8 protein-coding genes and 1 pseudogene are annotated in these 11,368 nt (G+C 32.8%); 2 read left to right on the top strand and 7 right to left on the bottom strand.

Annotation, left to right across the window (positions count from 1 at the left end; genetic code table 11):
* From ACIQ2I_RS05245 to ACIQ2I_RS05220, 6 genes are all read right to left on the bottom strand, one after another.
* On the bottom strand, positions 1-642 hold a 642-nt coding region (locus tag ACIQ2I_RS05245), incomplete at its 3' end, for an AAA family ATPase (protein ID WP_396181383.1).
* Between the two features lie 139 nt (positions 643-781).
* The gene (locus ACIQ2I_RS05240; protein ID WP_396181382.1) at positions 782-1,330 is read right to left on the bottom strand and encodes an OmpH family outer membrane protein; all 549 of its coding nucleotides are present in this window, start codon (positions 1,328-1,330) and stop codon (positions 782-784) included.
* 263 nt (positions 1,331-1,593) lie between these two features.
* Complete coding sequence (locus tag ACIQ2I_RS05235) at positions 1,594-2,442, bottom strand: class I SAM-dependent methyltransferase (protein ID WP_396181381.1); 849 nt, start codon at positions 2,440-2,442, stop codon at positions 1,594-1,596.
* Positions 2,443-2,557: 115 nt separating this feature from the next.
* Entirely contained in the window at positions 2,558-4,429 is a 1,872-nt protein-coding gene (mnmG, locus tag ACIQ2I_RS05230; RefSeq protein ID WP_396181380.1) for a tRNA uridine-5-carboxymethylaminomethyl(34) synthesis enzyme MnmG, read from the bottom strand.
* Between the two features lie 81 nt (positions 4,430-4,510).
* Positions 4,511-4,930, bottom strand: a complete 420-nt coding sequence (ybeY, locus tag ACIQ2I_RS05225; RefSeq protein WP_396181379.1) for an rRNA maturation RNase YbeY — start codon at positions 4,928-4,930, stop codon at positions 4,511-4,513.
* A complete protein-coding gene (locus ACIQ2I_RS05220) occupies positions 4,917-8,222 on the bottom strand; it encodes a hypothetical protein (protein ID WP_396181378.1) in 3,306 nt (1,101 codons plus the stop codon). Before ACIQ2I_RS05220 ends, ybeY begins: the two co-directional genes overlap by 14 nt.
* A gap of 158 nt (positions 8,223-8,380) precedes the next feature.
* Between ACIQ2I_RS05220 and gltX the strand changes: the two genes are divergently transcribed.
* Both gltX and ACIQ2I_RS05210 read left to right on the top strand, forming a co-directional pair.
* The gene (gene gltX, locus ACIQ2I_RS05215) at positions 8,381-9,889 is read left to right on the top strand and encodes a glutamate--tRNA ligase (RefSeq protein WP_396181377.1); all 1,509 of its coding nucleotides are present in this window, start codon (positions 8,381-8,383) and stop codon (positions 9,887-9,889) included.
* A gap of 77 nt (positions 9,890-9,966) precedes the next feature.
* A complete protein-coding gene (locus ACIQ2I_RS05210) occupies positions 9,967-10,941 on the top strand; it encodes an SPFH domain-containing protein (protein ID WP_396181376.1) in 975 nt (324 codons plus the stop codon).
* Between the two features lie 199 nt (positions 10,942-11,140).
* Here ACIQ2I_RS05210 and ACIQ2I_RS05205 read toward each other — a convergent pair.
* A pseudogene (locus tag ACIQ2I_RS05205) lies at positions 11,141-11,368 on the bottom strand (glutamine--tRNA ligase); the annotation flags it as partial.

Raw genomic sequence — 11,368 nt, 5'->3', positions numbered from 1 at the left:
TAAAATAGAGATAAATTCCTCGTCATCTTGACGATAAATTTTATCCAATTCAATATATAAAGGCGGATTTTGTTGGATTACTTGCGAATGAAAAAAGAACATACCTTGATAATAGTTCTTTAATTCGTACCATTCTTCTTGTTTAATTACGGGCGGTAATTGTAATAAATCGCCTATAAAAAGTAATTGAACACCACCAAAAGGCGCGTCTATTCGGCGCACTTTTTGAAGCATAAAATCAATCGCATCTAAAACATCTGGACGAAGCATTGACACTTCATCAATAATTAGCAATTCTAAATTTACCAGCACTTGTTTTTTTGCGCCATTCATTCGGAAATGTTTACTAATCGTGCTTTTAGTTTCAAATTTATATTGTTGCGAGTTGGAATGAACTTCCTTAAAATCAGGAATAAAAGCCGCAAAAGGCAATTGAAACATAGAATGAATGGTAACGCCGCCAGCATTAAGTGCGGCAATTCCGGTTGGAGCAACCACTACCGTGTTTTTGTGTGATGTGGCAATAATTTCTTTAAGAAGGGTGGTTTTTCCAGTGCCAGCTTTACCTGTTAAAAAAACAGATTTATTGGTTTGGTTGATAAATTGCAGGGTGTACTGAGCGGCTTTTGATAGATTTTTCATTTGGCGGATAGTTTAGGTTAAAGTTAATGGCAAAGAATTGAGTTGTTCGTTGATAAACAAATTTAATTGAAAAAAAATTCTGAAACAAGTTCGAAATACTAAAATATAAAAAAAGCCCTGATTTCTCAAGGCTTATTAATTATTTTTTTTGGTTTGTTGCTTTGTATTGTTCGTTAAGTTCTTTCAGCAACTTATCTGTTAAGTTGTACGAATCTTTTGCATAAATTACTGATGGAGCATCTTCTGAAGTTGTAAAAATATAATCGAATTTTTGTTTTTTACCAAAGTCTCTGATGTATTTTTTTACTTGTTGTATTAGGGTGTCTTGTAATTTTCCGCCTTCTGTTTGAATTTGCGCTAAAACTTGATCTCTCTCTTGTAGAATTTGTTGTTCTCTTTGTTGTAATTCGGCATATTTTTGTTGGGCCCAAGCTTGTCCGTTGGCTTGTGCATTACGTTGAAAGGCATCCTTTTCTGCCTGTAATTGTCTGCCTTTAGTTTCTAATGGTCTGCCTATTTCTTCAGATTTAACTTTAAACTTTTCGTTTTCATCTTTAAACTTTTCGTATTTTTCTAATAGAACAGAGGTGTCAATATATCCTGTTTTAAATTCTGTTGTTGAGGTTGTCGTTTGTTGACAAGAAATTAGTGTTGCGCATACTGCAACAATGCTTAGTAATTTTTTCATTTTTTTATAGTATGATTATTAAATAGGAAATCGGTTTTTTAATTTTAGTAAAAATAATAGGTTTCTTTTAATTTTTAATTCTTTTTTTAAAATAAATTACAAAACAAGAACTATAAGAAAATTTTATGTAAGATTTAATTTGCAATAAGAAATTACTATTAAAAACGACTTGTTTTAACGGCTGTTTTATAAAACATCTTTTTTCACAAGACACTAAAGGTGTTTTTACGTGTAAATTGTCAAAAAACGCGCTTATTTGCGTTTTACTTGTTTTTTATGATATAAATGTGCGATGAAAACTCGTTTTTAAAGCATCCTGATACATTTGAAACAAAACCAACTAAAAATCCTTTTATAAAATTCATTTTTCCGTTTTTATATTTTTCAGATAATAAGGAAACATAAAAACTATCAAACCACATGGGTTTTACTTTTATTAATTCCATACCAACGTCCGAAAACAATCTTTTTATGCTGGTTTTGGAAAAATGCCATAAATGACGAGGCACATCATACGCTGCCCAAAATCGATTATAATATTTTGCGTCATAGGATTTGTAATTAGGTACCGCTATGATAATGGTTCCGTTTGGCTTAATAATTCGTTTTAAGTTGGCAATATATTCTTGTAAATTAGGAACGTGTTCTAAAACGTGCCACATGGTTACCGCATCAAAAGTGTTTTCTGGTAAAGTAAAAATATCTTCCGTAAACAAAACGCCTTTATTTTTGGCCAATTGTTTCGCGTCTGTATTTGGTTCAAAACCTAATATCGACCAACCTTGTTTTTTAGCTTCTACTAAAAAGTCGCCTGTTCCGCATCCAATATCTAACAACTTACCCTTAATATTTTGTTCTTTATAAAGTAATGAAACTTTCCCTTTAATAGCATTTTGCTTTACTAAATGATATGTTTTTTCAAACAAGGTTCTTTTACCGTCTGTATGCGAAATATAATCTTCGCTTTCGTAATATTTTGGCAAAACAGCTAAGGATGGAGTAGGGTGCGTTTTTAATAAATCATATTCTTTATTATACAATAAGGAAAAGGTTTCTTTTGAAACTGAAAGATCTTTGATAATTATAAATTGGTTTTCTTCTAAAAATTTCATTTGCTTTTTATTTATTGGCTTTAACAAGGTTGTTTCACGTGGAACCTGAAAATTACGATTTTTGATTTACGAAACGTTTAAATCGTAAATCTCAAATCGTAAATCGTAAATACATTTATCTTCCCATATGAATTAGCAGCACCGAAACGTCACTTGGTGAAACACCGCTAATTCTTGAGGCTTGCGCAATAGTTGTTGGTCGTATTTTTGTTAGTTTTTGACGCGCTTCAATAGAAATGGCTTTTATTTTTTCAAAATCGTAATTATCCGGAATACGAACATCTTCCAGACGATGCAATTTATCTGCATGGTTTTTTTCTTTTTCAATATAACCAGAATATTTCACCTGGATTTCGGCTTGTTCAATAACCTCCTGGTCTAAATTATTTTCTGAAATATAATCTGTTACTGCTTTAAATTTTAAAATATCGTTTAAATCAATTTGTGGACGTGAAAACACTTTAAACATTTTATCGCCTTGTGTCATCAAGCTTGATCCTTTTGCTTCTAAAATTGGATTTGCAATTTCTGCTTTAATACTTGTTTCTTTAAAAAAAGTTACAAATTTATCAGAAGCGTCTAATTTATATTCCATTCGTTTTAAACGAGCTTCTTTTGCTAAACCAATAAAAAATCCTTTCGGAGTTAATCTTAAATCGGCATTATCTTGTCGTAATAAGGTTCTATATTCTGCTCGAGAAGTAAACATTCTATAGGGTTCTTCTGTTCCTTTAGTAATTAAATCATCTATCAAAACACCAATATAAGCTTCATCTCTTTTTAATATTAAAGGCTCTTTATCTTGAACTTGAAGTGCCGCATTAATACCAGCCATTAAACCTTGAGAGGCTGCTTCTTCATAACCAGTTGTCCCGTTAATTTGTCCGGCAAAATACAAACCATGAATTAATTTGGTTTCTAAAGTGTGTTTTAATTGTGTAGGCGGAAAGTAATCGTACTCGATAGCATATCCAGGGCGAAAAAATTTCACCTTTTCAAAACCTACAACAGATCGTAAAGCTTTAAATTGGATATCTTCTGGTAAGGATGTTGAAAAACCGTTCACATAAACTTCGCACGTTTTCCAACCTTCTGGCTCAATAAACAGTTGGTGTCGTTCTTTATCTGCAAATCGGTTTATTTTGTCCTCGATAGACGGGCAATATCTTGGTCCGATTGATTTAATTCTGCCGTTAAACATGGGGCTTCTGTCAAATCCTTCTCGTAATAAATCATGCACTACCTCAGAAGTATAAGTCATAAAACAAGAGCGTTGTTCTGTTAAAGGCTTAGTAGCATCAGAATAAGAAAATTTTGAGGGGTTTATATCGCCTGGTTGTTCTATCATTTTTGAATAATCTAAAGAGCGACCATCTACTCGAGGCGGCGTACCTGTTTTCATTCTTCCTGATTCAAAGCCCAAATGCAACAAATCTTCAGTGATTCCAAAGGAGGCGCTTTCACCAGCACGACCTCCTCCGAATTGTTTGTCGCCGATATGAATTAAACCATTTAAAAACGTGCCGTTTGTAAGCACTACCGTTTTAGCTTTAATTTCTAAACCTAAAGATGTTTTGATGCCTGTAATTTGATCTCCATCTGTTATAATGCCGGAAACCATTTCTTGATAAAAATCTAAATTCGGTGTTCCTTCTAGCATCATGCGCCATTCTTCAGCAAAACGCATCCGGTCTGATTGGCATCGAGGCGACCACATGGCAGGGCCTTTAGAAAGGTTCAACATTTTAAATTGTATAGCTGTATTGTCAGAAACAATTCCTGAGTAGCCGCCCAAAGCGTCAATTTCACGAACAATTTGACCTTTTGCAATACCACCCATGGCTGGATTACAAGACATTTGAGCAATGTTTTGTAAATTCATAGTAACCAACAAAGTACTACAGCCCATGTTGGCAGCAGCAGCAGCGGCCTCGCATCCTGCGTGTCCGGCACCTACAACAATTACATCATATTTTTCTTGAAACATATTTTTTGTTCCACGTGAAACACGTGGTTAATTTTAAAAGTCTTTTTGTTCCACGTGGAACAAAAAGAACAAATTATTATACTATAGTTCCGTTTGGAACAACTTAATTTTTTCCTCTTCTTTATTACGCATTAAAGCCGCGTCAGCATCTGATTTGTCCTTGTATCCGCAATAATGCAAAACCCCGTGTGCTAAAACTCGTTTTAATTCGTCTTCAAAAGAGACTTTAAAATCAGTCGCATTGTCTTTAACTCTTTCAATAGAAATAAAAATATCACCACTAATAATATCGCCTTCTGAGTAATCAAAACTAATGATGTCTGTAAGTGTGTCGTGGTTTAAATATTGCATATTAATAGCGTGTAAATAATCGTCGTCACAAAAAACATAAGAAATCTCTCCTAAAGTTTTGTTTTCAGAGGCTATGATGGTTTCTATCCAAGAAGCGAAATGTTCTTGGTGATCTAAAATAAAATCAGATTCGTAATTAAAACTTATCATTGCTTTTAAAATATTGTTGCACTTTGGTGTTAAAATTGGGTTGCAAAGGTAAGCTTTGTCTGTTTAATATTTCTACACTTTTTAAATAATTTAATAAAGCAGGAGGAAGGGGTTTGTTGCTCCCTAGAAAATCGTTTTTATTGGTATTCGATTCTCTTTTAGTGTCTTGTCCTTGTTGTTTTAATGCAGATTCTAGTTTTAACAATTCGTGATTAATTTGCAAGGCGCGATTAACATTGTCTTGTGTTAAACCTTTATTAATTAATTGCTTTTCTAACTCTTTCATTTGTTTTACAGCGTTTTGACCATTGCCGCCCATACCGTTTTTATTTAATTCGTTTTGCAATGCTTCTCGTAACTCTTGTTGTTCTTTTATTATTTCTAATAGTTTTCCAGCGTCGCCTTCACCGTCTTTTCCTTCGTTTCCTTGTGAGCCGCCTTCGCCTTCTTGATTTCCTTTTTTACCCTGACCTGGTTTTTGTCCTTCGCCTGGTTTGGGTTTGCCAGCTTTCATTTTTTCGCCCAACCCTTTTTGTTTAGAAATAATATCTGACAATTGCTCGCCTTTCCCTTTGCCCGGTTTGGGTTTGCCGCTTCCGCCAGATGACGACATGCTCATACTCATTTCGCTTTGAACATTGCTAAGGAAATCGGCTAATTTGTTAGCGGAAGACAACGTAAATTGTTGGTGTGAAATCCCTTTTGAACGACTAGTTGATACTAAATTTTCAATAGATTTATCTAAATTATAATGAATTTCTTCTACTTCTTTTAAAACCAAATCAGAAAGTTTTGGCTGACGCAAAGACAAAGCAAACAAACTGTCGTCAACATGTTTAAATTGTGTTTTCAAATCTTGCTGATTTTTTAACAAGGAGCTTACGTTAGATTTTGAACTAGAAACCGCCTTAAATTGCTTCATCAATTTTTCTTGATCAAATGAAAAAGACAATAAATTATCTAAGATTTGACGTAATACTTTTGCGTCTTCGGCGTTATCTTCCATTTCACCAGAAGACATTGAATCGGACATTTTTTGACTCATTTCTTTCATTTTTTGAGCCGCCGCTTTTTGATTCTTTTTGGCTTGTTTTTGCTCTTTCTTTTCTAAATTGTCTTCTGCTTTTTGCTGTTCTTGGTCTACGTCATTTTGATCGCCCTTATCGTTTGGAATATCCATAGGCGACTTCAAGTCTTTATTTTCTTTTTCTAATGCATCCAACTCTTTTTTTAAATCATCAAACTCTTTTGAAAGCTTTTCTTGTTCCTCTTTAGTTGGGTTTTCTTTATCTGAAAGCTTATCTTGTTTCGATGCTAATTTGTCTAATTTATCCGCTAATTGGGCTGCTTTTTGTTCAACGTAATATCGTTTTGTAAGTTCCACCAATTGCTCTAAAGATTTTTGTTGCGTTTTGGCTTGTTGTTTTAATTTATCAGCTTTATCAAACAATTCTTCTTTTTCTAATTTTTTTGTTAGCGCTTCAAGTTCCTTTAAAAGCTTTTCGTTTTTCGCAGCTTGTTTTTCGTTTTTTTCTAAACGGTTTAAAAGCTCTTGTTTCATTTCATCTTTTTGTTCGGGCTTAAATTGTTCCAGATTTTCCTTCATTTTTTCAGAAAATTCTTTCATCATTTCGTCTTGCTCTTTTTGACGATTAATAAAGTCTTGGATTTTCTTTTGGTCTTTATAATCTAAGTTGTCTTTTTGTTTGTCAAGCTTTTTAAGTTTGTCTAATGCTTCAAATTGTTTGTCTTGATTATCTAACGCTTTTTGTAAACTATTGATGTTTGATTGTTGCTCTTTTAAGGATTGTTGCTCTTTCTGTTCTTTTGTCAATTCAGAATGAGAAAAAACAGTCGATTTTGAGGATTTTAAACCGTTAACAACATCATTATCAAACACTTCGAAGAAATACTCGTAATTAATTCCCGGTTGTAGTGCAATTCCGTCAGGGAAAGCATACACAAATTGGTCAACAACTTTGTTTTTTAAAACCAGACCTTTTCGTAATAAAATATTTGGTTTGTTTTTGTCATAAAACACTACTTGTAATTTCGACATCCCGTAATCATCAGAAACTTGTCCGATAACTACTTTTTGTTTTAATTTTAAACTATCTGGGGTTTCGGTAACTGAAATACTTGGAAACTGATCTTTTAAAACAGTCAATTTATATTGAAGCTTTTCATAGTTTTTTAACCGAGAATTGGAAATTGAAATTTCATAATCTGTTGTATTAACAATTCGTTTTGTAAGGAAAAACTGGTTGTCATTTTTAGTAAAGAAATTAGAAATTGATTCTTTTTTAAAAGCCACTTCGGTAGTAGCAAATGTATTTATTTTCCAAGAAACCAATGTTCCTTCGGGAATAACAGCGTTACCCGTTCCTTGAATAATTTCTGGTTTTTTGCCCAAGTAATTTGGAAAATTTAATTGCATACTAAACGAAGAAATGGTAGGCACGTTAACAACATTTAAAACATAATCTGAAGAAGTAATGTCATTCGATTTTAAATAAAATGTAATGTCTTTCTGAACATTATCAAATTGATAAGTAAAATTTCCTGGTGAAGTATTTTCTAAAAAATATTCTTCGTTATTAATTAAAATTGAAGTGTTTTCTGGTATGATGCTTCCAACAGTTTTAACGATTAGCTTAAAAGATTTGTTTTGTTCCACGTTTAAAGTAGAAGAAACAATTTCAAACTTAAACGCGGCTGGTTTTTCAAAATTAGTGTCGTATTGAAGGACTCTGGCAAAACTTTTAGAAATCACATCCGAATTTCCCGAAACATAAAAGAATAAAATAAACAATAACGGTATAAGCGCAAAAGGTAAATATTTTTTATTCCCGTTAAAGTTTATAGCATTTGAAAAAGGTATAGGTTGTAAGTTTTTCGCTTTTTGTTCAATAGAAGCTAATACCAGCTCTGAAGGCTCTGTGGTGTTGGCTAATTGTAAAAAATTAAGTAATTTATCTTTAACTTCATCAAAATGGATTCCAATAATTTTTGAGGCTTCGGTATAATTTAAACCTTTCTGAATCTTAAATAATCTCGATAAAGGAAAAATGATAAATTTAGACAACAAAAACGCCTCTACAAACAAAAACAACCCAAACAAAATAGTTCTTCCTTGGGTAGAAAACCATAAAAAATATTCTATTAAAAAAGTAAAAATAAAATACAATAAGCCAATGGTAATAAAAAGAAGTATTCCTTTTATCAACTCATTGGTGTAAAATTTCTTGATAAATCCTTCCAGTTTATCATAAATTACTGCTTTTTTATCCAAAATGGTCCCTCGTTTATTTATGACTGATAAATCTACAAAAAAAATCAATGATAAAAAAAATCCTTTTTAAAATTCAAATTTCCAAATTTTGATGTATTTGGAATTTAGAATTTTACTTTTGGAATTTTAAAATAGTATCTTTGACAAAATTTATAGTTATGAATAGACCAGTCAGAGTACGATTTGCTCCTAGTCCAACAGGACCTTTACATATTGGTGGGGTTAGAACTGCGCTTTTTAATTATTTATATGCCAAAAAACACGGCGGTACTTTTTATATACGTATAGAGGATACCGACCAAACGCGTTTTGTGGCGGAAGCGGAAAATTATATTTTTAAAGCATTAAAATGGTTAGGGATTTCTCCCGATGAAACCATTGGAAAGAACGAAAAATTTGGACCATACAGACAATCTGATAGAAAAGAAATTTACAAGCAATATGCTGATGAATTAATTCAATCTGGATGGGCTTATTATGCTTTTGATACGCCTGAAAAACTCGACGAACTTCGTAAAAATGCAGAAACAGAGGGAAAAACATTTATATACAATCATACCGTTAGAGAAAAATTAGATACTTCTTTAAACTTTTCAGAAGAAATAGTGAAAACCCGTATTGCAAATGGTGAACATTTCGTAATTCGTTTTAAAACGCCTGTAAATGAAACCTTGCACTTACAAGATATCATTCGTGGTGAGGTACAATTTGACACCAATTTATTGGACGATAAAGTCTTATTTAAATCAGACGGAATGCCAACGTATCATTTGGCAAATATTGTAGATGATCATTTAATGGAAACCTCGCATGTAATCAGAGGTGAAGAATGGTTACCGTCTATGCCTTTACACGTAATGCTTTACAAGGCTTTTGGTTGGGAAGCTCCGGAATTTGCGCATTTACCTTTGATTTTAAAACCTATTGGTAACGGAAAATTAAGCAAACGAGATGGTGATAAATTAGGTTTTCCAGTATTTCCTTTAGAGTGGAGAGATGCTTCCAGCATGACAATAACGAACGGATACAAAGAAGCTGGGTTTTTCCCGGAAGCTGTGATCAACTTTTTAGCTTTATTAGGTTGGAATGACGGAACAGAACAAGAAATATTTAGTTTAGCAGAACTTATAGAAAAATTCGATTTAAAACGAATTCATAAATCAGGTGCAAAATTTGATCCGGAGAAAAACAAATGGTTCAATCATCAATACTTACAAAAACAAACGGATGAAAGTTTAGCCGACGCGTTTAAAGTAATCATAGAAGAAAAAGGAATTTTAACTTCTTTAGATATTACAAGAGTAGTTGCTTCAATTAAAGAACGTGCTAATTTTATAACAGAGTTATGGGATTTGGCCGATTATTTCTTTATTGCGCCAACGTCTTACGATGAAAAAGCAGCAAAAAACTGGAAAGAAGAAACACCAGAAATAATGAAACAAGTAATTGCTCAATTACAAAATATAGCAGATTTTAATTCTTTAAACATAGAAACTTTGCTTAAAGAGTGGATGACGACAAACGAAATTGGAATGGGTAAAGTAATGCAACCGCTACGATTGAGTTTGGTTGGTGCTTTAAAAGGACCGCATTTGTTTGATATTATAGAATTAATTGGAAAAGAAGAAACAACAAGCAGAATTGAAAAAGCAATTGCTTCTTTATAAACAACAATAATAATTGTGCTTCTTGTAACTTTTGCTTAAAAGGCACGTATAACAAGTATAACTTAAAATTATCCCTTATGTCTCCAATTATCATTTCCGTCCTATTTTTAGGATTTTTTGTCTTACTAAGTTCCTTTTTTACCGTAAAGCAACAAACCGCAGTTGTTATTGAGCGATTTGGAAAATTTACAAGCATCAGAAGTTCGGGGTTACAATTAAAAATACCTGTAATTGACAGAATTGCAGGAAGAGTAAACCTCAGAATTCAACAATTAGACGTTATTATTGAAACCAAAACAAAAGACAATGTTTTTATTAAAATGAAAGTTTCGGTTCAGTTTAACGTAATTCAAAGCAAAGTATATGAAGCTTTTTACAAGTTGGAATATCCACACGATCAAATTACGGCTTATGTATTTGATGTGGTTCGTGCCGAAGTGCCAAAATTAATTTTAGATGATGTGTTTTTGAGAAAAGACGACATTGCTATTGCGGTAAAACGCGAATTAAACGAATCTATGACCACTTACGGATACGACATTATCAATACGTTAGTAACCGATATTGATCCAGATATTCAAGTGAAAAATGCGATGAACAGAATTAACGCAGCAGATAGAGAAAAAACGGCTGCAGAATTTGAATCGGAAGCACAACGTATCAGAATTGTAGCCAAAGCAAAAGCGGAAGCTGAAAGTAAAAAGTTACAAGGTCAAGGTATAGCAGACCAACGAAGAGAAATCGCAAGAGGTTTGGTAGAAAGCGTAGAAGTATTAAATAATGTTGGGATTAATTCGCAAGAAGCTTCCGCTTTGATTGTGGTTACGCAACATTATGATACTTTACAGGCTATTGGAGCAGATACAAACAGTAATTTAATATTATTACCAAACTCTCCTCAAGCTGGAAGCGATATGTTAAATAACATGGTGGCAAGTTTTACAGCAAGTAACCAAATTGGTGAAACCATGAAAAACCAACCTAAACGAATCAAGAAAAAAACCGATCATACATCAACGGATTATAATCCAAGCGATACTAGCGAAGTATAAAAAATGTTAGAACCTGACCCGAGCTTGCGAACTGACGAAGTAAACAAGTTCAGATAGACAAAAACAAACCATCAGTTTTTTAATTGGTGGTTTTTTTTGATGCAAAAATAAAAAATAAAATAAAAAACCTGCAAGGAAAAATACTTGCAGGTTTTAAGTCTTATTAAGATGCTGAAACAAGTTCAGCAAGACAAATGGATTATTGTTCGCTAACTTTTGCCCAAGTATCTCTTAGTCCAACTGTTTTATTAAAAACTAATTTTTCAGACGAGGAATCTCTGTCTACACAAAAATAACCTAAGCGTTGAAATTGAAAATGATCTAATTCTTTTGCGGTTTGTAAACTAGGTTCAACATATCCAGTTATAACTTTCAAAGACTCTGGATTGATGTATTCTTTAAAATCAACCTCTTTGTTGCCGTCTGG

This window comes from Flavobacterium sp. (genome assembly GCF_044368995.1).
GTDB lineage: Bacteria > Bacteroidota > Bacteroidia > Flavobacteriales > Flavobacteriaceae > Flavobacterium.
The sequence above is the reverse complement of the archived record's forward strand: the minus strand, read 5'-3'. Positions and strand labels throughout refer to the sequence as shown.